This window comes from Kitasatospora sp. NPDC056138, assembly GCF_042264695.1.
GTDB lineage: Bacteria > Actinomycetota > Actinomycetes > Streptomycetales > Streptomycetaceae > Kitasatospora.
On the sequence record NZ_JBHJVK010000036.1, the window covers coordinates 67,094 to 90,129 of the forward strand.

At 74.8% G+C, this 23,036-nt stretch carries 15 protein-coding genes, 1 tRNA gene and 1 pseudogene; 7 read left to right on the plus strand and 10 right to left on the minus strand.

Features of this window, described 5'->3' with window-relative positions; genetic code table 11:
* The first annotated feature begins 12 nt into the window (after positions 1–12).
* Both ACFC1R_RS22015 and ACFC1R_RS22020 read left to right on the plus strand, forming a co-directional pair.
* A complete protein-coding gene (locus ACFC1R_RS22015; protein ID WP_375941057.1) occupies positions 13–621 on the plus strand; it encodes a GNAT family N-acetyltransferase in 609 nt (202 codons plus the stop codon).
* Positions 622–692: 71 nt separating this feature from the next.
* Positions 693–1,448, plus strand: a complete 756-nt coding sequence (locus ACFC1R_RS22020; protein WP_375941059.1) for a sensor domain-containing protein — start codon at positions 693–695, stop codon at positions 1,446–1,448.
* A gap of 150 nt (positions 1,449–1,598) precedes the next feature.
* Here ACFC1R_RS22020 and ACFC1R_RS22025 read toward each other — a convergent pair whose 3' ends face one another.
* From ACFC1R_RS22025 to ACFC1R_RS22060, 8 genes are all read right to left on the minus strand, one after another.
* Entirely contained in the window at positions 1,599–2,666 is a 1,068-nt protein-coding gene (locus ACFC1R_RS22025) for a hypothetical protein (protein ID WP_375941061.1), read from the minus strand.
* An 82-nt stretch (positions 2,667–2,748) separates the two neighbouring features.
* Complete coding sequence (locus ACFC1R_RS22030) at positions 2,749–2,988, minus strand: hypothetical protein (protein WP_375941063.1); 240 nt, start codon at positions 2,986–2,988, stop codon at positions 2,749–2,751.
* 404 nt (positions 2,989–3,392) lie between these two features.
* Positions 3,393–3,466 (minus strand) — tRNA-Met (locus ACFC1R_RS22035).
* Between the two features lie 76 nt (positions 3,467–3,542).
* Positions 3,543–4,895 (minus strand): PrsW family intramembrane metalloprotease, encoded by a 1,353-nt coding sequence (locus ACFC1R_RS22040; protein WP_375941065.1) that lies wholly within the window; start codon positions 4,893–4,895, stop codon positions 3,543–3,545.
* 125 nt (positions 4,896–5,020) lie between these two features.
* The gene (trmB, locus tag ACFC1R_RS22045) at positions 5,021–5,851 is read right to left on the minus strand and encodes a tRNA (guanosine(46)-N7)-methyltransferase TrmB (protein ID WP_375941067.1); all 831 of its coding nucleotides are present in this window, start codon (positions 5,849–5,851) and stop codon (positions 5,021–5,023) included.
* Positions 5,852–5,933: 82 nt separating this feature from the next.
* Positions 5,934–7,175 carry an L-2-hydroxyglutarate oxidase gene (lhgO, locus tag ACFC1R_RS22050; RefSeq protein ID WP_375941069.1) on the minus strand — a complete coding sequence of 414 codons (1,242 nt, stop codon included), beginning with the start codon at positions 7,173–7,175 and terminating at the stop codon, positions 5,934–5,936.
* A 101-nt stretch (positions 7,176–7,276) separates the two neighbouring features.
* On the minus strand, positions 7,277–8,848 hold the full coding sequence (locus ACFC1R_RS22055) for a TROVE domain-containing protein (RefSeq protein ID WP_375941071.1): 1,572 nt from the start codon (positions 8,846–8,848) through the stop codon (positions 7,277–7,279).
* A 445-nt stretch (positions 8,849–9,293) separates the two neighbouring features.
* Positions 9,294–10,715: an MFS transporter gene (locus ACFC1R_RS22060; protein WP_375941073.1), complete on the minus strand. Its 1,422-nt coding sequence runs from the start codon at positions 10,713–10,715 to the stop codon at positions 9,294–9,296.
* 1,056 nt (positions 10,716–11,771) lie between these two features.
* Here ACFC1R_RS22060 and ACFC1R_RS22065 point away from each other — a divergent pair.
* The 3 genes from ACFC1R_RS22065 (at position 11,772) to ACFC1R_RS22075 (ending at position 15,585) form a co-directional block, all read left to right on the plus strand.
* Positions 11,772–13,943 carry an asparagine synthase-related protein gene (locus ACFC1R_RS22065; RefSeq protein ID WP_375941075.1) on the plus strand — a complete coding sequence of 724 codons (2,172 nt, stop codon included), beginning with the start codon at positions 11,772–11,774 and terminating at the stop codon, positions 13,941–13,943.
* A 306-nt stretch (positions 13,944–14,249) separates the two neighbouring features.
* Positions 14,250–14,744 (plus strand): universal stress protein, encoded by a 495-nt coding sequence (locus tag ACFC1R_RS22070; RefSeq protein ID WP_375941077.1) that lies wholly within the window; start codon positions 14,250–14,252, stop codon positions 14,742–14,744.
* A gap of 103 nt (positions 14,745–14,847) precedes the next feature.
* The gene (locus ACFC1R_RS22075; RefSeq protein WP_375941079.1) at positions 14,848–15,585 is read left to right on the plus strand and encodes a DsbA family oxidoreductase; all 738 of its coding nucleotides are present in this window, start codon (positions 14,848–14,850) and stop codon (positions 15,583–15,585) included.
* A 25-nt stretch (positions 15,586–15,610) separates the two neighbouring features.
* Here ACFC1R_RS22075 and ACFC1R_RS22080 read toward each other — a convergent pair whose 3' ends face one another.
* Both ACFC1R_RS22080 and ACFC1R_RS22085 read right to left on the minus strand, forming a co-directional pair.
* Positions 15,611–17,668 (minus strand): sigma-70 family RNA polymerase sigma factor, encoded by a 2,058-nt coding sequence (locus tag ACFC1R_RS22080; RefSeq protein ID WP_375941081.1) that lies wholly within the window; start codon positions 17,666–17,668, stop codon positions 15,611–15,613.
* A gap of 434 nt (positions 17,669–18,102) precedes the next feature.
* Positions 18,103–19,368: a TetR/AcrR family transcriptional regulator gene (locus ACFC1R_RS22085; RefSeq protein ID WP_375941083.1), complete on the minus strand. Its 1,266-nt coding sequence runs from the start codon at positions 19,366–19,368 to the stop codon at positions 18,103–18,105.
* A 334-nt stretch (positions 19,369–19,702) separates the two neighbouring features.
* Between ACFC1R_RS22085 and ACFC1R_RS22090 the strand changes: the two genes are divergently transcribed.
* On the plus strand, positions 19,703–21,208 hold the full coding sequence (locus ACFC1R_RS22090) for an NAD(P)/FAD-dependent oxidoreductase (RefSeq protein WP_375941085.1): 1,506 nt from the start codon (positions 19,703–19,705) through the stop codon (positions 21,206–21,208).
* A gap of 269 nt (positions 21,209–21,477) precedes the next feature.
* A pseudogene (locus tag ACFC1R_RS22095) lies at positions 21,478–22,719 on the plus strand (PP2C family protein-serine/threonine phosphatase); the annotation flags it as partial.
* Positions 22,720–23,036 lie beyond the last annotated feature (317 nt).

Below are 23,036 nucleotides of genomic sequence, written 5' to 3' on the forward strand. Positions count from 1 at the left end.
GGGTCGGGCGGCATGGAGCCAGAACCGGGCCCCGCGGAGCCTGGCGGGGCCGTGCTGCTGACCGGCCCGCGCCTCGCCATCCGCGAGTTCCACCACACCCCCGCCGACGTGGACGCCCTGTACGCCGTCTTCGGCGACCCCGAAGCCGCCAGGTACCTGCCTTTCGAACCGCGCGACCGCGAGACCTGTGCCGACCAGATCGAGCTCTACGTCGAACAGGCCGAGGCCGACCCGCGCACCGGCTACCGGCTCGCCGTCACCGTGCTCGCCGACGACGAGCCCGCGTACGCCACCCCGATCGGCACCGCCGTCCTCGACCTCGGCGACCACCGCTCCGCCACCCTCGGCTACGCCCTGCGCCGCGACACCTGGGGCCGCGGGTACGCGAGCGAGATCACCTCGGTGCTCTGCGAGTTCGCCTTCCGCACGCTCGGCCTGCACCGCCTCGCCGCCCGGGCCGATCCGGCGAACGCCGCGTCCGTCCGGGTGCTCACCAAGGCCGGCTTCCAGCTGGAGGGCCGGATCCGGCACGACCTGCAGCTGCGCGGCACCTGGTACGACTCGCTGCTCTTCTCGCTGCTGGAGCCCGAGTGGGGCGGCCCCGACGGGGAGCGGGGGTAGGGAGAACCCCACCTCCGGGTCGCCAGCGGGCTCCATACCGGCGACGGCCCGCAACCGGCATCGTGTGGGGTGTGAGCACGGACGACACCAGGGGGCCCGCGATGAGCAGCACCACCACGAGCACCGACGGCACGGGCCCGTACGGCCGTGACACCCACGCCGGGCGATCCGCCGCCGGGCCGGGGCCTTCCCGCTGGGCGGCCCCGGTCAGCGCCGCCACCTGGCGGCAGTTCGGCTTCGCGATGAGCTCCCTGCCCCTTGCCGTGGCGGGCTTCGCGTTCGTCGTCGTCTTCTTCTCGGCCGGACTGGGGCTGGCGCTCACGGCACTGGGGCTGCCGCTGACCGCTCTGATGCTCACCGGGGCCCGGGGGTTCGGCGCCCTGGAGCGGCACCGGGCCCGCACGCTGCTGGGCGCCGAGCTCTCGGGGCCGGCGCCGGTGCGGCCGAGGCGTCCCGGGTTCTGGGGCGGCTGCACGGCCCGGCTGGCCGACCCGGCGGGCTGGAAGGCGGCGCTGTACCAGGTGGTGATGCTCCCCTGGAGCATCGTGAGCTTCGTCCTTTCGACGGTCTTCCTGACGATCGGCTGGGCGCTGACGCTGTACCCCACGTACCACTGGGTGTACCACCGGTACCTGGGCTGGCCGGGTATGCGGGTGGTCGACTTCTCCACCGGGACCTCGCACCACCAGTACTACATCTCCTCGCCCTGGCAGATCGCGGGAGTCTCGGTCCTCGGCATCGCGTTCCTCTACCTCGCCGCCCTGCTGGTCCGCGCGGTCAACGGGGTCACCCGGGCCGCCGTCCGGGGCCTGCTCTCCGCCCGCTGACCGGGCACGGCCGTCAGGGCGCGGGGACCGCCCGAAACGGCGGGGCCGGGTGCCGCGCTCCCGCCCGGCCCGGCTGCCCGCCGGCTGCCGGTGACCCGCGCGGTTCTCCGCGCCCCCGGGGAGCCGACGCCGCAGGAACGGGGGCCGGGCCTACCGGGGCCCGGCCACGGCCTCGGCGCCGCCGTTGTCCGGGGCCGGGCCCGTCGGCGCTTCCGCAGGGGGTGCTGCGGGCGTGGACGTGGGCGTGGGCGCGGGCGTGGGCGCGGGCGTGGGCGCGGGCGCGGGGGTGGGGGCGGCCAGCAGCCGGAGGACCTCCTCGCCGACCACGCGCCGGCGCGAGTACGGCGGGACGGCGCTGGAGTTGCGCAGCTTGTAGTCGACGGCCTCCCGCAGCATGGCCTGCTGCTCGTCCGTCAGCCCGGCGCCGGTGGCGATCGCACGGGCGGCGAGCAGCGCCTGGAGCAGTTCGAACGGCGAGAGGTTGCGGTCGATCGCCCTGATGATCAGATCGAGGCCGGCCGGGTCGGGCTTGCCCTGGAGCAGGGCCAGCGCCTGGACCCGCAGGCCCTCCACACCGGTGTCGAACATCTTCCGGATCTCGGGCGAGGTGTAGTCGAGGGCACCGGCCGAGGTGGAGGTCTGGTTCACCGAGTCCGCCAGGGTCTGCCGGTCGGCCGTGGACAGCGCCCGCGCCAGCAGCAGCCTGGTGAGCAGCCACCCGGACAGGAACCCGAGCACGCTGAAGCAGACCACCACGGTCGCCACGAACGCGGCCGCGCCCGGCCCGTCCCCGACCAGCGGCGCCAGGGCGTCGCCCAGCTGCCGCAGCCGGTGCGGCACCGTGCCCAGCTGGGTGAGCCCGGCCCCCAGCAGGATCTTGGTCAGCCAGTCGGACGCCTGCTCCAGGTTGGTGTTGGGCGCGTAGCTCGCGGTGGAGGTGGCGCTCAGGTCGCCGGGGTGCGCGGCGGCGCCGCTGCTGAGCAGCCGGGGTATGCCGAACAGGAAGCCCACGCCGCCACCGGCCGCTGTGGCCATCGCGGCCACCAGCAGGCCCCCGCCGAGCGTCGCCGCCCGGTGCCCGCTCGCCGTCGCGTGGAGCACCAGCCCCAGCACGCCGGACGCGACCACCCCGGCCAGGCCGTACCGCACCTCCGGCGCCAGCCCGCCGCCGTACCGCGCGTACCTGCGCTCGGCCGCCTTCCCACGTGTACCGACCATCGACGGCCTCCCCGATTCACCCGTTGGGTCGCAGCGACTGTAGCGGGCGGTGCGGTGGCCGGACAGGGAGTGCGGCGGGGCGTCAGGTGGTGGTCGACCGTTCGCCGGCCGGGGTGCGCGGCCGGCGGCCCAGGCGCCGGCGGACCTGCCGGGCCGAGCTCCGCAGATTGCCCACCACCAGGAGCAGCAGCCACGGTCCCGCGATCAGCAGGGAGTTCCTGACCCAGTTCTGGTGCGAGATCCACAGGGACGCGCAGCAGGAGAGTCCCAGCACGAGGCCGAATCCGGTCACCAGGAGCGCCCGGTGCAGAGGTCTGGTCATCTGGAGGGCTCCCGGGCACGGCGGATCACTGTGCCGACCAGTCTTCCCGGCTCACCTTCGAGCGATCCTAACCGTTCCACAGGTTGGGATCGCTGGGACGGAGTCGCCCGGGCCCGGACATGCCGAACCCCCGGGGCCTCTCCATGAGGGTGTCCCGGGGGAACGGCGACATCTGCGCGGTTACGCGTCCGCAGGGCCCGAACCTAGACGGCGGCCTCTGCGGAGGCGTGCCCGAGCGAGCCGGACGCGCCTACGTGCGCAGTTGCGTGGGTACTCAACTCAGGATCACCTCCTTTCGTTCTCTGAGCACAACCATAGGCAGGCCGGGGAACGGAGGCAACGGAATTATCCGGGGAACGCAGAAGGCCCGGCAGACGGATCTGCCGGGCCTTCTGGCTACTGAGTAGCGGGGACAGGATTTGAACCTGCGACCTCTGGGTTATGAGCCCAGCGAGCTACCGAGCTGCTCCACCCCGCGTCGGTGAACCCAACAGTACGGGAGAGCCACCGATAAGGGAAATCGCTTCTTCGGCCGCCCCGGGGTGCGGGCGCGCTCAGGTGGTGCCACCCCGCCGGGAGGAGCGCCCGGCGGCCGGGTCGCGGGGCGGGTGGTCCGCGTGCCGGGCGCTCCGTACGGTCCGGGCCCTGGCCCAGACCGCGAAGCAGACCAGCGCGGCGAAGCACGGCACCATCACCATCCCGTACACCAGCAGGAAGCCGTGCGTGCCGAGCCCGGCGGCGGCGTTCCAGACGCCGTGCAGGGCGATCGCCAGCAGCAGGCCCACCGGCGCGGCCACCCGGGCCAGCCAGCGGCGGCCGGTGGTGAGGCTGATCGCGATGCCGAGTCCGGTGAGCGCGCTGAAGAGCGGGTGTGCGAAGGGGGAGAGCAGGCCGCGCAGGACGAAGGTGTGGACCGTGGTGTCGAAGTCCCGCAGGCTGGGCGGCGCGCCGAGGCCGATGCCGTCCAGCCGGGTCTGCTGGTCGTCGGTGAACGCCCGCCCGAGGTAGAGGGCGTTCTCGGTGAAGGCGAACCCGCACGCGGTGACCCCGCCGAGGACCACCCCGGCGGCCAGGGTGCGCGGGCTGGACCGGGCCCGGCGCCGTCCGCCGCGCGGGTGCGGGCCGTGGTAGGTGGCCGGACGGAAGTACGGCAGCGGGCGCAGGTAGCGCCGCAGTCGCGGGGCGTTGCGCAGGCGGCGCACCGAGCGGCGCAGCGGCGCCGGGGAGCGTCGGACCAGCACGGCGCAGGTGCGCTCGGCCCGGCAGCGGAGCCTGCGGTGCAGGGGGAGCAGCAGCATGACCATGGCGGCGCCCTTGGCGCTCTCCTCGATCAGCGGCGTCGCGAAATCGGCCCCGATCGTCTCGCCGCGCATGCTGCCCTGGTGGGCGACCAGGAAGTCGCTGGCCCAGCCGTTCGCCATGATCGCCACGGTGGTCGCGGCACAGGCGCCCCAGGCGAGGCAGAACAGGGTGTGCCGCAGCGGCACCCGCGCGGTCTGGTTGAGCCAGGCGAGCGCGCCCAGCACGAAGGGCAGCGGCAGCAGGGCCAGGCCCAGGCCGACAAGCAGCCCGGTGGTGCCGGTCTGCCGGTGCACCAGTTGCAGGATGAGCACGCCGCAGCCGGCGAGCGCGACGGCGGCCAGCGCGGAGGAGACGGCGGGGTAGCGCAGCCTGGCGGCCCACCCGAGCAGGCGCTCCACCTGGACGTACGGGTGCCAGGACAGCAGTCGGCCGGCCCGCCGCACCCGGGGCCCCGGGATCGGCCGGGTGCCGGCGGCGTGCGCGGGCGCGCTGACGGCGGACCCGGGCGGTCCGACGGCCTCCGGGGCCGCGTCCGGGACGGCGGAGGCGGCTGCGGGAAGGGGCGGCGCGTCGGAGTGCGGGCCGTCGCCGGACGGACTGCTCACCCGAAAAGCGTAGGGGAACGGCGCAGTTCCGGGGAGACTCTCCGCACGATCGGTGTCGGCCTTCTCACGTCGGGTGACGGGGCGTCAGGCGTTCGCACCGGAGTCCCCCCGCGTCCGGGCCGGGCTCAGCGGCGGCGGAACAGCAGGTCGTGCACGACGTGGCCCTTGGCCATCCCGGCGCGCTCGAACTTGGTGACCGGACGCCAGTCCGGCCGGGGCGCGTAGCCGGGCACACTGCCCGCCGGGCGGTCGGCGGGCTCCAGCCAGCCGGTGCCGTCGCCCTCGGGGTGCAGGTTCTCCAGCTCCGGCGAGGCCGAGAGGACGTCGAGCATCTGCTCGGCGTACGGCTCCCAGTCGGTGGCGCAGTGCACCAGGGCGCCGGGCGCCAGGCGGGGGAGCACCAGGTCGAGGAAGTGCGGCTGGATCAGGCGCCGCTTGTGGTGCTTGGGCTTGGGCCAGGGGTCGGCGAAGAAGACCCGCAGACCGGCCAGTGCGGCGTCGGGCAGCATGTCGCGCAGCAGGATCACCGCGTCGCCGGCGGCCAGGCGGACGTTCTCGGAGCCGTCGCGCTCCAGCATCTGCAGCAGGTTGCCGTGGCCGGGGGTGTGCACGTCGGCGGCCAGGATGCCCGTCGACGGGTCCGCGGCGGCCATCGCGGCGGTGGTCTCGCCCATGCCGAAGCCGATCTCCAGCGTGACCGGGAGCCCGCCGAACAGGCTCGGCAGGTCGAGCGGGGTGCCGTCGATCGCCAGGCCGAACCGCTCCCAGCCCCGGTCCAGCGCACCGGCCTGGGCGTTGGTCATCCGACCTCGGCGCGGCTGGAAGCTGCGGATCCGTCGCTCGCTGTGCTGGGCCTCGGTGGCCTTGTGCGGGTACATCGGCGCGGGGTACGCGGCCGGTGCGGCGGAGAGCCGGGCGGACGGGGAGGGCTGGGTGCTGGAGGCGGTGGCAGTCACAATCGCCCCATTCTACGGGGGCGTGCACACCCCCGGCCCGGCGCGTGACGCACACCTCATGCCCCCAGCCGTCCCCGCGCGCCTACCGGTCCCCCGCCTCCAGGGCCGCGACCGCGCGGCGGGCCACCTCCCGGCCGATCGGGAGCGACGCGGTCGCCGCCGGGGAGGGCGCGTTGAGCACGTGGACGGTCCGCCGGGGCGAGGACGGGTCACCCGGGTCGAAGCCGGCGAAGGCGAAGTCGTCCAGCAGCGAGCCGTCCCTGGCCACCGCCTGCGCCCGCACCCCGGCCGTGGCCGGGACCAGGTCGGCGGCCGTGACCGCGGGGAGCAGCCGCTGCACGGCGGCCGTGAACGCCCGCTTGGACAGCGACCGGTGCAACTCGCCGATCTCGTACCGCCAGTGCCGCCGCGCGATCTGCCAGGTGCCGGGGAAGCGCACCGTCTCGGCGAGGTCGCGCGGCCGGACCGTCCGCCAGTCGTACCCCTCGCGGGCCAGTGCGGGGACGGCGTTCGGGCCGACGTGGACATCGCCGTGCACGCCCCGGGTGAGGTGCACGCCGAGGAACGGGAAGGCCGGGTCGGGCACCGGGTACACCAGTCCCCGGACCAACTCCCGCCGTTCCTTGGTGAGTTCGTAGTACTCGCCGCGGAACGGGATGATCCGCACGCCGGGGTCGTCGCCGGCCATCCGGGCGATCCGGTCGCTGTGCAGCCCGGCGCAGTTCACCAGCACCGCGCTGCGCAGCTCCGCGCCGCCCCCGATCCGGACGGTCAGCCCGTCCCGGCGCCGCTCGATCCCCTGCAGTTCGCAGCCGGTGCGCAGCAGGGCGCCGGCCTCCTCGGCCAGCGCGGCGTACCGGCGGGCCACCGCAGGGAAGTCGCAGATGCCGGTGGTGCCGATGTGCAGCCCGGCGACGCCGGTGACCTCCGGCTCGTGTGCGGCGATGCCGGCGGCGTCCAGCTCGGTGACCGGGATGCCGTTCTCCCGGCCGCGCTGCGCCAGGGCGTGCAGGCGCGGAAGTTCCTCCCGTCCGGTGGCCACGATCAGCTTGCCGGTGACCTCGTACGGGATGCCCTGCTCGCGGCAGAACCCGACCATCTCGGCCGCGCCCTCGGCGGCGTACCTGGCCTTCAGCGAGCCGGGCCGGTAGTACACCCCGCTGTGGATGACGCCGCTGTTGCGGCCGGTCTGGTGGGCGGCGAAACCGGGTTCCTTCTCCAGCAGCAGGACCCGCAGGTCGGGCCGCTGCCGGGTGAGCGCGTACACGGTGGACAGCCCGACGATCCCGCCGCCCACCACCGTCACGTCGAAGTCGTACGCCACCGCCGCACCTTCTTCCTCCCCGGCACCCGCCGCCCAGGTGCCCGCGGCTGTGATGGTGGCACGGCTGCGGGCACCGGTCGAGAGCACCGGGCGGGGCCGGACTACTTCCAGGGCCAGTCGGCGTCGCGGCCCGCCTCCAGCATCGGGATCAGCCGGAAGGCGGAGTCACCGAGTCCGCCGAAGGTGTGCCGGGCGGCGGTGCCGGACGGCGCGTGGCCGGTGGCGTAGCCGGCGAGGTTCCAGGTGTACACCGGGACCTCGGCGGGCACGGCGGCCAGCGGGTCGCCCTGCCAACTGCCGTACGCCTGCTCGTCGGTGATCACCACCACCCGGTCGTGTCCGGCGTAGTGCCGGGCGACGGCCCCGGCGGTGTCGGTGCCGCCGAGGTTGTGGAACCGGTCCAGCACCTTGAGCACCGACTCGCCGCGGCGCACCTCGACCACCTGACTGCCGCTGCCGAACTCCACCAGGTCCGCCCGCTCGGCCCGGACCTTCAGCGCGGTGCCGAAGATCGCCGCCGAGTCGGCCCGGTTGAGCTGGGTCTGTGCGCCCGGCCGGTCGAACATCGAACCCGAGCGGTCCACCAGGACCAGCGTCCGGCCGGGCAGTGCGGGCACGTTGGAGAGCGAGTGCGCGAGCGCGCGCTCCAGCGCGTGCCCCCAGCGCAGCGACGGCGCGTTGCGGTGGGCGGCCAGGTAGCGGAACGGGAACTGCCGGGACCGGGCCACCTCGTCCGGGTCGCTGATCCGGCGCGCCACCTCGGCGGCGACCTCGTCCGAGACCCCGGCCTGGTCGAAGTTGCGCAGGTTGCGGACCAGCGCCATCGGCCCCATGGACGGGATGACCGCCTCCCAGACGGCCGCGTCCAGCGGGCCCTGGAGCCAGCCGGCCAGCGCCTCCCAGGTCAGCCCGGCCGCGGCCAGCCGCTCGGCGCCGCCGGCGGCGGTGACGGCGGCCCGGCGCTGCTCGACGGGCAGGCCGAGGAGCGCGCGGTTGGCGGTCAGCAGCGCGTCGCCGGCCGGCGGTACGGCCTCGTCCGGGCGGTGGCGCCGGTCCAGCGCGTACTTGAACAGGGCGCCCTGCCAGGGCTTCTCGGCGTGCGGGGCGGGGTGGGTCAGCTCCAGGACGTCGCCGAAGCGGTACGCCTTGCCGGCGGTGTCGTACTTGAGCAGGGCCCGGCCGGTGTAGAGCCGGCGGGCGGCGTCGGCGACTCCGCGCTTGACCGGCTGCGGCAGCCGGCGCCCGTAGCGGGAGGTCCAGTAGGCGAGGAACTCGCCCGGCTCGTCCGGCCGTTGCAGCACGGCGTCGATCGCCTGGCGGGAGTGGCCCGGCACCCGGGCGTCCAGCCGGGCGCGGGTGAACTCGGCGGCGCCGACCAGCGCCGCGGTCCGCATGAAGGCCCCGGTGCGCAGCCACCGCAGCAGGCCGAGGGTCCACTCCGGGTCGCTGACGGCCAGTCGGCGGACCAGTGCGGTGAACCGGTCGTCGCGCGCGCCGCCGCGTTCGTAGAAGGTGTCCTGGCCGACCGTGTTGGCCACCGCGAGCAGGAAGAGCTCGGACTTCTCGTCGCGCAGGAACCCGGGGCCGCCCTGGTGGTTGGCCACCGTACGCCCGGTGGTCCGCACGGGCGAGAGCGGACTCGCCTTGGCCTTGCGGACGTTGAAACGCGACATGCTGAAGCCCCCTGCTGGAAAGGTGAGACGGGGCAGGCACAGCGGAGACCGGGCGTTCCGGGCCGGTGCGGCCCCGGTGCGGCCGCGGTCCGGCCCCGGTGTGGCCCTGGCGCGGCCGACGGCCGGCAGCGGTGCTGTGCCTCCCGAGATCGAAGCGGCAGCGGTGTTGTCGCGGGCTCGAACCGCAGCGCCCACCTGGGGGCACCTACCGGAGAAGTAACCGCTGCCTGCGCACCGGGAGGTGCGGAGTGCTATTCACGTATGGGCGTCCAGAGAACAAGAAGCGGCTGAGGTGACAAGCTGCTCTACCGACTGAGCTACACCGGCCCGGAGCCGGTGACGGGACTCGAACCCGCGACCCGCCCATTAACAGTGGAAGTAACCTCTGCCTGCGCACCTGGACGAGTACGACGGTAGCCAGCCGACCGCGGGACCCGCATCCGAATTACGCGGGTGCCAGCAGCACCAGCCGGGCCCGCTCGGTCAGCTCCCGGACCCTGCGCTCGTCCTGGAACGGTTCGAGGCGGCGCAGCATCTCGATCACGTAGTCGCGGCTGCGCTGCGAGGAGATCCGCCCGGCCACCTCGACGGCACGTTCGCCGGCGGCGACGGCGGCGTCCAGGTCGCCCGCCTCGGCCTCGGCCATCGCGGACACCACCAGCCGGAGACCGTGCGAGCGGACGAAACCCTCGGTGGGCCTGGCCAGTGCCTCGCGGGTGAACTGGCGGACCTTGGCGGGCACTCCGAGGTCGCGGAAGCACTCGGCGGCGTCGGCGGCCAGCCGGTCGTAGGCGTAGAAGTCGATCCACGTCGGATCGGGATCCCCGGCGCGTGATCGCTCAAGTGCGCCCTCTGCTGCCGCGAGCGCGGTCGCACACGCCTGCGCGTTGCGGCTCTTCGCCTGGGCCCGTGCCTCCACCAGGTGGAAGAAGCTCATCGTGCGGGCGGTCGCCAGGCCCCGGTTCCGCTCCAGTGCGGCCTGGGCCAGGTCCACCGCCTCCTCGGCGAAGCCCCGGTAGCTGGCCTGGAGGCTCATCGAGGCCAGCACGTAGCCGCCGAGCGGGACGTCGGCCGCCGCGCGGGCGAGGCGCAGTGCCTGGATGTAGTACCGCTGGGCGGCCTCGTGCTGGCCGGTGTCGAAGGCCATCCACCCGGCCAACCTGGTGAGTTCGGCCGTCGCTCCGAACAGCGCCCGGCCGACCGCATCGCTGTAGGAGGCCAGCAGCAGCGGCGCCGCCTCCACCCGCAGGCACTCCGGCACCATCGAGGAACGCCAGTCGCCGCCCCCGTACTTGGAGTCCCAGCGCCGGGCCTCCTGGGCCGCCTCGCGCAGCTTGGCGGCGTCCGAGTGGCCGACCCGGTAGCCCGTCAGGTCCGGGGCCTGCGTCTCCCGGGCCACCGATCCGTCGGCCGGGGTGATCAGCCAGCGCGAGACCGGCGTCGCGTACGCGGAGACCGAGAACGTACCGGCCAGGCTGTCGCTCCAGCGGCCGCCGCCGGGGCCGCGGCGCAGCTCCAGGTCGACCCGCCACAGGTCGGTCGCCGACCGCACCGCCTCCGGCACCTCGCGCGGGAAGGCGAGGCCGAGTTCGGGGGTCGGGTCGGTGTCCCCGAGGCCGATCTCGTCCAGCGGGACCGGGCGGCCGAGCTTGCTGCCGATCGCGGACGCGATCAGGTGCGGCACCGGCCCCTGCGGGATCATGCCCTTGCCGACCCAGCGGGCGACCGAGGTCTTGTCGTAGCGGAGCGTCAGTCCGCGCTGGGCGCCCAGGTCGTTGACCCGGCGGGCGAGGCCGGCGTTGCTGATCTGGGCGAGGGTGAGGAGCGTGCCGAGCCGTTCGTTCGGCCCTCGTGAGCTGACGGTCATGGTGGCGGCGGCACCCCCTGGCGGCGTCGTGCGGTGGTTGTGCGGCGGTGGTTTTTCCCGGTGTGCTTGGGTGGTACGTCAGTAGTGCGCGGTGGTGCTCCGGCGGTGGTGCGGTGCCGGGGTGGCCCGGGTGCGGCTTCCGTCGGCTGCGGCGGTGGGTGGAGCCGTGGTGACGTGCGGAAGTCCGCTCGGGGTTGCGAACGTGACGCGTGGAGCCCGGATTCTGCTGTACCTAGAGTAGTCGTCCGCGTTCCGAGGGTTAAGAGCCTGCATTCCGGATGGCGGGATCGCGCACCTGTCGCGGCCGGCCGCGGACGGCGCTTCGCAGGTGCGCCGCCGGGTCGGACCGCGCGTCGCGGACGGCCGTGCTCCGGTCCTGTGCCGATGTGCGCCCGGCCGTGCCCCCTGGCTGGAGCGGCAGGTGGGCGATTCGCTGGTGTCTGTGGGTCGGCCCGTCGTCGAGGACCCGGCGGGCCGGGGGACACCGCTGCCTCCATCCCCGCGGGCGGCGGTGGGTCCGGGAGGGCATGCGGATGCCCTCCCGGGCAGTGCGATGCCTTTCGGCCATCCGTTGATGTCCATGCCAGAAAGGCCGCGCGGGGCGGTCCGGGCCATGGAGGGGGAGGCCCGGCCCGCCCCGGCCCGCCTCGGCGGGGAGGTGCAAGTCCCGCCCCCGGGTGGTCCGCGGGCGACCGTGACCGGCGCGGGCGGATCCGGTGGCACCATGTCTCCTGGCGGTGCGTCGACGCCCGGAGGTGGAACGGCGCACCTGGTTCCTCGTCAGGTGGAGGCGCGATGCGGTGGCTCACGGGCTGGAGCGGGGGCGCGCCCGCAGCGAGCCTGACCGCGTCAACAGGCGTGCGCCCGGCGCCCCGTACGGGACAACAGGCGCGCTCCGCAGCGCACCCGCCCCCCGGCGGACGGGGGTCGGACAGTCCGTCAGGCGCGGCGGCTCCGCGCGCCACCGCGGCGCACGCCACAGCCTTCGCGCCCCCTGGGACCGTCCGCCCGCTGGCCGCCACCACCCTCTGGTCCGGGCCCAACCCGCTCTGGGCGGTGGGTGACTGGCGTCCCGAGGAGATCCGCCTGGTCACCCTCAGACCCGGTGCCCCGGCCGTGGTCACCACCGGCCTGACCGCCCCCGCTGCCACCGAGGACGACACCCCGGCCACCACCCGCCTCGCCGTCCTCGGCCACTGCGGTGCCTCCGACGCCGAACTCGCCGCCGGTCTCACCTCCGCCCGCGGCGGCGCGGTCCGCCACCTCACCGCCTGGCCCGGCAGCTACACGGTCGTGCTCCGGACCGGCACCCGCAGCACCCTGCTGCTCACCGACCTCGCCGGCGCACTCCCGGTCTTCCACGCCCCCTGGTACGGCGGAACGGCGTACGCCACAGCTGCGCTCCCGCTCGCCGACCTGATCGGCGCGCCGATCGACACCGGCCATCTCGCCGCCCGGCTGGCCTGCCCCGAGTCCCCCGAGGCGCTCGGCACCGGCACCCCGTACCAGGGCGTCCGGCGCGTCCCGCCCGGACACGTGCTCGGGATCCGCAGCGGTCGCCCGTACGTTGCCCCGTACGAGCACGAAACCGCTCCCGGGCGGCGCGAGGAGGCACCGGCGGTCCGCGAACTGACCCGCGCGCTCCTGGAGTCCGTCCGCTGCCGGGTCCGCACCTCGACGCCGGTCGGCGACCGTCCCAGGCTCGGCGTGGACCTCTCGTACGGCACCGCCTCCGCGACCGTCGCCCTGCTGGCCGCCGCCGTACCGATCGGCCCCTCGGCGGCCTCCGCCGGTCCGGGGAGCACAAGACCGGCCGCCGCCGCGCGGAGCGGCGCGGTGAAGGGCTCCTGGGCCCGGCCGACGGCCGCGACGGCCCGCCGGGCGGCCGAGGAGTCGGCCGGTGGCGAACTGCTCACCGCCGTCACGGTCGCCGAGGACGATCCCGACGGCTCGGGCGACGACGGCGCGAGCGCCGGCTCGGGCACCGGAGGGGTGGCGCTCGCGGTGGAGGCCCCGCGCCTGCACCACATCGTGCTGCCGCCGACCCTCCCGTACGCGGAACTCGTCGGGCTCACCGCGGCGGGCAGGACCACCGCGCCCGCCGAACCGTCCGGCGAGCCCACCGCGTCCGGTGAGCCCGCCGGGCTCACGCCACCGGCCGGGCCGGGCGACCCGCTGCCCGAGCTGCCGCCGGGACCGCTGACCGACGAACCCGGGCCCGCTCTGATCGCCACCGCGCGACTGGGCGGCCGGTTCAGCCTCGGCGGCGCGGACCACCTCACCGGCTACGGCGCCCGCCATGTCCTCGACGGTCACCCGGCCCGGCTCGCCGACCTGGTCAGGGACGGACGCTCCCGCGAACTCCTCTCCCCGGTGGCCGCGCTGGCCGGGGCCGACCTCGCCACCGCCGGGACCTTCGACGGCGCCGTCCGCACACCCGTCGGCGTCCTGCGCGCCGCGCACCGGCTGGCCAGAGCGCAGTACGCCGAGGCACTCGACGACGCCGCCGTCCGGCTGACCGCCCGCCGCTTCGCCCGGCGCGGCAGGACGGCCGGCGAGAGCTCGGCCGCCGACCTCGCCTGGTGCGTCCCGGGACCGGCCGCGCGCTTCCTCTCCGACGACGCGCTCTCCGCCGTCGCCCTCCGCCTGCGGCTCGCCGCCCGGGGGCCGGTCCCCACCGAACAGCCCGGGGCCCGCCGGGCCAGGCTCGCCCTGCACCGGCACGCCGCCGAGTACCGCACGCTGCTCCAGGCCGCCGAGCAGCACGGCCAGCGGCTGCACGCGCCCTTCCTGGACAACCAGGTGGTGCGCGCGGCCCGGCTGCTGCCGGACCGGATACGGCTGCAGCCCGGGGCGCGGCACGCGCTGCTGCGATCCGTCCTGACCGGTGCGGGCCGCACCGACCTGCCCGCCGACTGGGGCCGGGGCCCGCGCCCGGACCGCACCGGCGCGGCCCGCACCGGCCTGCGCCGGGCCGCCGACGGACTCACCGAACTCTTCCACCGCCCGCTGCTCGCCGAGGCCGGACTGATCGACCTCCCGGCCGTCCGGGACGCCCTCGCCCGCGCCGCCGACCCCACCGCCGACCTGCCGGCCGGCACCCTGGCCGGTCTCGCGGACCTGGTCGCCACCGAGCTCTGGCTCCGCCGCGTCCGTGCCCGCCGCCACGGCTCCAGCTGGACCGGTCTCCCCCAACCGGACCTCCCGGCCCTGCTCCGCCCGGCCTGACCGGAGTCCGGCGTGACGCACCCGGCCTGACCGGAGTCCGGCTCGGCGGAGCCGTCCGGAGGGCGCGCAAGGACGGGCGAGCGCCCTCGCGGCCCTGCCGGTCCTCCGCCGGTCCTCCGCCGGTCCTCCTCCTCGGCTGCTCCTCGGCTGTTCCCGCCGTCCTGCTCCGGGCAGCCGAGGGAGTGACGGCCGCGCCGCGTCCACCCCTCCTCCGTCGGCCGTCCCCGGGAACGCCAACGACCGCAGCGGTTCGCCGCCGCCCTGACGGTCAATCATGATGAAGAAACCCGCTCAGAGGAGGCCCCCGTGCCCGATGCCCTCCCCGTGTCCGGCGAGCCACCCGCCGCCGACCCGCGCGGCGTGCTGGCCGCCTGCGACGGCTCGGACGGATCGCTCTGGGCGCTGGACCGGGCGATGACCGAGGCGCAGCTCTTCGGACTGCCGCTGTACGTCCTCGCGGTGGTCAACCCGTCCCCGGGCGGCTACCCGACGGGGATGGCCGAGCTGGTGCAGGAGGGGATCGACCGGATGGCCGCGAGCATGGCCGACGGGCTGCGCAGGGCCGTCGCCACGGTCCAGGCGGCCCGCGCGCAGCCGTACAGCGGGGAGCTCGCACTGCACGTGGTGCTGGGCAACGTGATCGAGGTCCTGCTCGCCTGCACTCCGGGCCAGCACACCCTGGTGATCGGCACCCGGGGCAACGGCGGTTTCACCCGGCTGCTGCTCGGTTCGGTCAGTACGGCCGCCGTCCACCACGCCGCCTGCCCGGTCCTGGTGGTCCCGGCTCCGCCGGCACACTGACGCCGACCGTCGGTCCCGCCGGAGCGGGAGGGGAATTCCTGCAGGTCGGGGAGGGTTCACCCATTCGGCCCGAATCCCCAGTTTCCGACAGGAGCCCAGCGTCATGAAGGTCGAGATCTTCTCGGACATCGCCTGCCCGTGGTGTTTCATCGGCAAGCGCCGTTTCGAGCAGGCGCTCGACCTCTTCCCGGGCAAGGACGAGGTCGAGGTGGTCTTCCGCCCCTACCAGCTGGTCCCGGACGCCCCCGAGCAGGCGAGCCCGCACCGTGCCTGGCTGGCCGAGCGCTACGGCCCGCAGTCGGTCGCGATGGACGCCCGGGTCGCCGAGCTCGGCAAGGCGGAGGGCATCGACTACGACTTCGACACCGCACTGCACGTCAACACCTTCCTCGCCCACCGGCTGCTGCACCTCGCCGAGACCGAGTACGGCGCCCGTACGCAGGTCGAGCTGAAGGAGAGCCTGCTGACGGCGCACTTCAGCGACGGCGTGGACGTCGGTGACCGGGAGCAGCTCACCCGGATCGCCGTCGCCGCCGGTCTCGACCGGGACCGGGTGGCCGGCTACCTGGCGGGGGACGAGGGCACCGCCGAGGTCCGTGCACAGCTCGCCGAGGCCCGCGCGCTCGGTGTCACCGCCGTCCCGACCTTCGTCTTCGAGGGCAGGTGGGCCGTCCAGGGCGGCCAGGAGGCGTCGACCTTCCTCCGGGTCCTGGAGCAGGTGGCCGCCGAGACCGCTGAGACCGCCGAGCACCATGGGCAGGGCGAGCAGCACGGGCAGGACCGGCCGACCGGGTCGGCCGGCTTCGACGGGGCCTGTGCGGACGGCGTCTGCGCGGTCTGACGGCCGACCGGGCGGGCCCGCCCGGTCAGCTGCACGTGAACCGTGCGTCCGCCCAGTCGGCCAGGCTGATCAGCCCCCAGCTGCCGCGCTCCGGGGTGACGACCAGCCGGATCGTCCGGTGGCCGTCCAGCGGGACCCGCACGCGGACGGGGGCGTCGCCCCGCTCGAACTCGGCGGACTGCCACAGCACCGTGCCGTCGCCGGCCCGCACGCTGAAGACGACCCTGCCGAACCGCAGGGTGACGTCGTCGAGACCGGCGACGGCCTGGAAGGACGAGCAGCTGCGGTTGAGGTCCACGGTCACCGTCGAGGACGGGTGCATGCTCAGCCCGTGCCGGTAGTGCCGGCCGCTGATCCAGGCGTCGTCGCGCTGCCAGACCCAGTCGCTCGCGCTGCGCCGGATGCTCGGGCCCGGCGGTGGCTGACGGTCCGAGCCGTGGCTGAACGGAAGGTCGTTCACCCAGTAGTCGGTCGGTGGGACCGGCGGCGGTGACGGTGTGACGGTGGGTGTCGGGACCGGCGGAGGCGTCGCCGGGGGTGCGGTCGGCAGGTCCGGCGGGGTCGGCGGCGCCGGGGTGGGGACTGTCGGCGGCGCCGGTCGCGGCGGCTGCGGCACGACGGGCGCCGGGACCGGCTCCGCCGTGGCGACGGCCCGGCTGGGCCGTGGCGTGGGCTCCACCGCCTGCCGAGTGGGCGTGGACGCAGGTGCGGACGTGGGCGCGGGCCCGGTTGTCGCCGAAGCCGGGGGAGTGCCGGGCGGAGTCCGGCTCGGCCGGGCGACCGCCGACGGCAGTGCGGGCGAGGAGGCCACCGGAGCGGCCTCCGGGTCCTTGGGCTCGGTCGAGCCGGTCAGTGCGTACGCGGCGACGGCAGCCGCCGCCACCGCGACACCGGCCGCGATGCCCGCCTTGGCGAGCGCACCCATCCCCTCACCGGCGACTGCTCCGGCTCCTCCCCCGCTGCCCGCCGCCCCCGAGGCGCCACCGGCCGCGGCCGCACCCGAGGCGCCGGCCGCACCGGCACCACCGGCCGCCGCGCTGCCACCGGACGTCGCGCCGCCGACCACAGCCGTCGCACCGGCGGCAGCGCCCAGACCGAGGGCGGCGGCCGCCGCGGTGAAGTACCCGGCTCCGACCCAGACCAGCACGCCGCCGGGGAGGACCGCCCGCAGCCCGGTGTTGATCTCGGCCAGTTCGAGGTACGCGGCCGTGCAGCGGTCGCAGGTCTGGACGTGCCTGCCCACCTCGGCCGAGGCGCGCTTGCGCAGCGAGCCGCGGGCGTACGCACCGAGCCGGTTGGCGTACGCCTCGCAGTCCTGGGCCTGGCTGCCCGACACGTGGGCCTGCAGGAAGGCGGTGGCCAGCCGGTCGCGGGCCCGGTGCGCCTGGACCGCCGTGGCGTTGGCGGTCTTGCCGAGCAGTACCGCGACGGTTTTCGGCGACTCGCGCTCGACCTCGGTGTGCCAGAGCACCACCCGGTCGTCCTCGGGGAGTTCGACGAAGGCCTGCATGACCATCCGCTGGTCGGCCATCGCCATGGCCCAGGCGTCCGCGCCCGGGTCGGCCAGGTCGACGTCCACGGTGGCTGCCGAGGTCTGAGCGAACGTGCCGAAGTCGTCGATGAGTTGCTCGCGCCGCTCGCTGCGGCTCCAGGCGGCGGCGACGTTCCTGACCGCCGTCAGCAGATAGGCGCGGACCGCGAAGTCCGGACCCTTGCCCGACCGCAGGGCCTGGAGGGTGCGGGCGAAGACCTCGCCCGCCAGGTCCTCGGCGGTGAAGCTGTCCCGGCAGCAGGTCCTGGCGTAGCGACGCACCGAGTCGGCGTGCCGCCGGTAGATCTCCTCGTACGCGCTGTCGTCACCGGCTCGCACCAGTGCGGTCAACTCGCCGTCGGACGGCGGGCGTTCGCCGTCCACCGGCTCGGCGGGCGCGGGCACCACGGCGCGGGCGCGGCCGTCCTCGGCGCCCGTCCGGCTCAGGTCCCGGCCCCGGTCGCTGCCGACGAACGCCTCCGGGGTCACTCCGCCCTGTCCGGCCGGCGCCTGCCCGGGCACCCGCCCGGAGAGCGACTCCCGGATCGGCACGCCGCCCTGGTCCGGCACCTGGTTCGAGGCCTGGCCCGGTCTGTGGCCCGGCTGATGGCCCGGAGTCTGGTGCGGCGTCTGGTGCTGTGACTGGTGGGGTGACTGGTGAGGCGTCTGCCCCGGCCGGTCGAGGCCGTAACCGTGGTCGTTCTGCTCCTCGGCGCTCAACACGGCCCCCAGCGCTCGACCCGTCCGAGGCCGCCGCCGTCACGGCTCGGCGAGCCGTGACCGCCGGCACGACCCGACGGGACGGTACGCGGATGCGCGACCGCACCCTGGGCACCCACAGTCGGGCGAACGGCACGCAACGGGACAATGGCTCCAACCACGGCCAAAGAATGGCATAGTGCGGCGGCCACCGGTAGCCGGACCGTCCGCGACCCACTCTTCCGGGCAGCCTTTCGTGGATGTGTTCGAGTCTGAACTGGGCCGGGTCAGTGTGCCCGTAGACCGTTCAACAGGATCTGCAGCAGCCGGCCACCAGGCGAATCCTCCGTCAACTCTCCTGGGGTCCGGCCGTCCAGGTCCCGTGCGCCGAGACCGCCGGCGCCGGCGAGGGACGCGAAGGGACCGGGCCCGGTTGCGGCGGCGCCTCGTATGGGCTGTCCCTGGCTCACGTGCACCGGTACGGCGGCGGTCAGCACCAGCACCACGTCCGACACCGTGACGCCGGGCCGCAGTTCACCGGCCGCCCCGGCCCGTGCGACCAGCGCCGCCAGCAGGTGCAGCAGCAGCCGGGGGTCGGCGTCGCGGGCCTGCTGGGCGTCGGCCTCCGAAGCGCGCTGCTCGGGCACCCACGGCTCCGGGAACCCGAACTCTCCCGCGCGGCGCTCGCCGAGACCCTGCACGCCCGAGCCCCGGGTGTCGAAGTCCCGGGGGTCGCAGTCCCGTGCCCCGAATCCCGCCGGGGGAGCGAACCCGGGCGCGCCGAACGCCGACCCGCCGAGGCGCTGGTCCGCGAAGTACTGCTCCGGCAGCGTGTGCTCGGGCAGCCGCTGCTCGGGGACGTGCGGCACGGGTGCGGTGCCGAGCTCCTCGGCGTAGCGGAACGCCGAGGGCGGCAGCAGCCGACCCGCGCCCGAACCGACCGCCCGCGCCAGGTAGCCGGACAGCGCCTCCCACGGGTCCGCGCCTCCGTGCAACGACTCCCGCGCCTGCTCCGTCAGCCACGCGACCTCCTCGGCCGCGATCCGCTGGACCAGCACCTCCTTGCTCGGGAACCGCCGGTACACCGTGCCGACCCCGACCCCGGCCCGCCGTGCCACCTCCTCCATCGGCGCGTCGTAGCCGAGTTCACCGAAGACCTCGCGGGCCGCGCGCAGCACGCTCTCCAGGTTCCGGCGGGCGTCCACCCGCAGCCGGGCGGGCCCACCGGCGCGTGTGCTGTCCTCGGGCGCGCCGTAACCGCCGTGTGTGCCGTACGCGCCGTGTCCGCCCGGCGTGGAACGCGCGCCGTACGCTTCGTGTGCGCCGTGAGCGGTGGAGCCGTACGACTCGCCCGTTCCCGGGCTGCGCTGCTCGGGCACGACACTGCCGACCGCACCGACCGAGCCGATCCCGCCGACTCCGTCCAGCACGCCGGGGTCCTGCCCGGCGCCCTGCAGGCCGCCCCGGCCCGGAGCGCTCCCGCCGAGGCCGCCGGCGCCGCTCTCGGCTCCCGATGGCACCGGGCGGCCGAGCACTCGTTCCTGATCCGTCATCCCAAACCTCCCCCCGCAGGCGCCCGGCATCGGGCGTCGCTGCCTGGCCAGTTCGCACCCCCCCGGTGCGCGCAGTTCCGCCACCCAGGACAGGGTGGCCTTCCCCGACCACCCTTCCCCGGTTCACCCTGGCGCAGTCGGGCGCCGCGGCGGCTGTGGCACCGGCCGATTCCGGGCCGACGCACAATCCGACCATAGTTCAAGGAAGTTCGGGGGAGAAGTGGCCCTAAATCCCAACGCACGGACAGATCCCGCCCATCCGTAGCGGATCCTTCCGTACCGCTTCCGGTACGTCCTGTGGACAAGAAGCCTCCCCGCAGTGCGTCATTGAAGCGTGAAGCAGGTCACATCGGCAGGAGGTGCCCCCATCAGGATCCTGATCGTCGGCGGTGGCTGCGCCGGCATGTCCGCCGCACTCCGTCTCCAACAGCTGCTCAGGCCCCAACTCCGCGGCGGCGGAGCCGAGATCACCGTCGTCGAGCCGCAGTCGTATCTGACCTACCAGCCGCTGCTCGCGGAGGTGGCGGCCGGCTCCATCGACCCGAGGCACGTGGTCGTGCCGCTCCGCCGGGTGCTGCCGCACTGCCGGGTACTCACCGCCAGGGTCACCCGGATCGACCACGCCGCGCGCCGGGCGTGGATCGACACCGCGCCACGCGGCGAGCACGGGACGCCCACCGAACTCGCCTACGACCTGCTGGTGGCGGCTCCAGGCTCGGTCTCCCGCACCGCACCCGTCCCCGGACTCGCCGAGCACGGCCTGGGATTCGCCACCGTCGGGGAGGCGGTCCGTCTGCGCAACCACGTCCTGGAACAGCTCGACCTCGCCTCCTCCACCCGGGACCCGGCGCTCCGGCAGGCCGCGCTCACCTTCGTCTTCGTCGGCGCGGGGTACGCGGGCGTCGGGGCGATCGCCGAACTGGAGGACATGGCCCGCTACGCCGCCAGGGGCTATCACAACCTGGCCGCCGAGGACCTGCGCTGGGTACTGGTGGAGGCGACCGACCGCATCCTCCCCGAGGAGTCCCCCGAGCTCGCCGCCCACACCCTCGCCGAACTGCGCGACCGCAGCGTGGACGTACGCCTCGGCACCACCCTCGACTCCGCCGTCGACCGGGTGATGACCCTCTCCGACGGCAGCCGCTTCGCCGCCCGCACCCTGGTCTGGACGGCGGGCGTGCGCCCCGCACCGCTGCTGCGCGACACCGACCTCCCGCTGGACGCCGCCGGCCGGGTCCGCTGTCTGCCCACCCTCCAGATCGTCGGACCGGACGGCGCCCCGCTGCCCGACGCCTGGGCCGTCGGTGACTGCGCGGCCGTGCCGGTCGCCACGGCTCCCGCCCCGAAGGCTGCTTCCGTGGCCACTGTCTCCTCGGGGCCGCACACGGATCCCCCGACGGATTCCCCCACCGGTTCCCCCACGGATCCGGCCGTGGATCCGGCCGTGGATTCCCTGCCGGACGCGTCTCCCAGCGCCGTTGTCGCGCTCTGTGCACCGAACGCCCAGCACGCCCTCGCGCAGGCCGACCTGCTCGCCGCGAACATCGCCGCCGCGCTGGCGGGCCGCCCGCAGCACCCCTACCGGCCCACCCGGCAGGACTGCTCGACCTCGCTCGGCATCGGCCGGGGCGTGGCGCACACCAAGCGCGGCCACCTGACCGGCCGCCGGGCCTGGTGGCTGCACCGGGCCCGGCACCTCCAGCGGCTGCCCAGCCCGGATCGGCGGGTGCGGGTGCTGACCGACTGGCTGCTCGGCAGCCTGTTCAACCGGGAAGTGGTGTCACTCGGATCGGTCGAGCGCCCGCGCTCGGAGTTCGAGGCGGGTGCCGAGGAACCCTGAAGCCGGCCGGGGCCGACCCGGGTCCGGGCCGCCGTGCCGTGGACCGGACGAGCCATCGCTCCGAGCACCGGTCCACCCGTCGCTCGGCCTTCCGCCCGGCCCGTCGGCAGGTCCCGTCGGCGACCCGTACGCGCCGCAATGGTCATACGACTTCCGAAACCGGGGCCCGGCCTGACAGGATCTGCCCCAACCACGCCATCACGGCGAGTGGTGACGCATGCACAACATGTGATTGTCCGCGTGGAAACCGACCGAGGAAGCGGCCGAGCTTGAATCTCATGCGCTGGAGCGCCCGGCTCACCGGAGCCCCGTGGCGTGCCGCTCCCACCAGTCCGCCCGGCGACCCGGTCACCCTCCCGGGACCGCGCGACCCCAGTGCGATCCCCGGCCAGCTCGATCCACGCGACATCCAGGAGCTGTACGACCTCAGGGACGTACTCGCCCGGCTCCCCGCGCCGGTCGCCGTCACCTACGGCCCGCTGCACCAGCTCGGCTACGCCAACCGCGCCTACCGCGAACTCTTCGGCGAACGCACCAACGGACTCCCCGCCTGCGAGGCCCTCCCCGAGCTCTCGGCACTCGGCGTGCTCCCGCTGATGGACCAGGTCATCCGCAGTCGCCGGCCGCGCAGCGTCAAGGCCCGCTGCATCCTCGGCCTCGGTGGCAACCGCTACTACAACGTCTCCTGCGTGCCGCTCGGCGGTGCGGAGGAGAACGACACGGGCCCTCCGGTGGGGGTCCTCATCTTCGCCGCCGAGGTCACCGACCAGGTCCAGGCCGCCGCCCGCCTGCGCGAGGCCGAGCGCCGCCAGCGCGAGGCCGCGGTCACCCTGCAGCGCAGCCTCCTTCCGCAGAAACTCGAACAACCCGCCGACCTCCGCGTCGCAGCCACCTATCAGCCCGGTGGGGCCGACGCCGCGGTCGGCGGCGACTGGTACGACGTCATCGGTCTCGGCGGCGGCCGGACCGCACTCGTCATCGGCGATGTCATGGGCCGGGGACTGCGCGCAGCCGCCGTGATGGGACAGCTGCGCACGGCGGTCCGCGCCTACGCCCGCCTCGACCTGCCGCCCCACGAGATCATGGGCCTGCTCGACAGCATCGCCATGGAGATCGACGCCAACCAGATCGCCACCTGCACCTACGCGGTCTGGGACCCGGGCGGCGCCACTCTCCTCTACGCCTCCGCCGGCCATCTCCCGCTCCTGCTGCGCTGCCCCGACGGCACGGTCCTGCGCGGCGAGGAGCAGAACGGCCCGCCGCTCGGCACCGGTGGTGGCACCCACCACTCCCACAGCCTCCGCCTTCTCCCCGGAACGACGGGTGTCCTCTACACGGACGGCCTGGTCGAACGGCGCGACGAGGACATCGACCAGGGCCTCGACCTCCTCGCCCGCACCCTCAGTGGCGCCCTCGGCGACCCCGAGATCGTCTGCGCCCGCCTGCTCCGCGCCATGGGCGTCACCGCCGAACACGACGACGACGTCGCGGTGCTCGCCTTCCAGATCCCGGACGCTCCGGAAGCCGACCCGCCCCTTGACTCGGATGTGGTGGAGGTCTAGAGTTCTTCGAGCTGCCTGGCAGGGAGCACCGGACACGCATCGGCGCGGACGGTCCCGGGGCAGCCAATCCTCTGAAACACCACTTCTCCTGCTGAGTCGTGCCCCGGCATGCCTCGGCTGGAATTGTTGTGTGCTTTTCTGGATTGTGGTCGGGTTCGCTTCTCGGAGTGAGGATCGGCTAAGGTTCAGGGCGTCGGACAGGCCGTCAGGCCGACCCGACAAAAGCCTCCTGAAAGCCCGGGAAGCGCGAAAGACGGTCAGAGCGA